The organism is Sutterella massiliensis (assembly GCF_016899755.1).
In the GTDB taxonomy this organism is placed as follows: domain Bacteria; phylum Pseudomonadota; class Gammaproteobacteria; order Burkholderiales; family Burkholderiaceae_F; genus Sutterella; species Sutterella massiliensis.
Genome location: NZ_JACJJC010000438.1, coordinates 1 through 266, shown reverse-complemented (window position 1 = coordinate 266; position 266 = coordinate 1). Strand labels below are relative to the sequence as shown.

Annotated in this window: 1 protein-coding gene; it reads left to right on the top strand. The window is 56.4% G+C overall.

What is annotated here, in order from left to right; translation table 11 throughout:
- Positions 1-266: SDR family NAD(P)-dependent oxidoreductase (locus H6A60_RS13230; protein WP_205105329.1), on the top strand; the 266-nt coding region annotated here is incomplete at both ends.

The window sequence follows — 266 nt, the reverse complement described above, 5'->3', positions numbered from 1 at the left end:
CATCAGGTCAATCCGACCTATTTGCCCGAAAAACAGGCTGATCTCCTGCGTGAACTTGAAGTAAATGCCGTCGGCAACATCCTGGCGGCAAATGCCTTTGCCCGCGCGCTTTTAAAGCGGGGGAATCAAGCTGCTCCCGGATCAAGCGCGGACGACGCCTCGAAACGAACCAGCCGTTCAAGGATCGTATTCATTTCTTCGCTTGCTGCGCTCACGGGACTCGCCGGATCTCCTGGTTATTCGGCGTCGAAGGCAGCCCTGAGAAC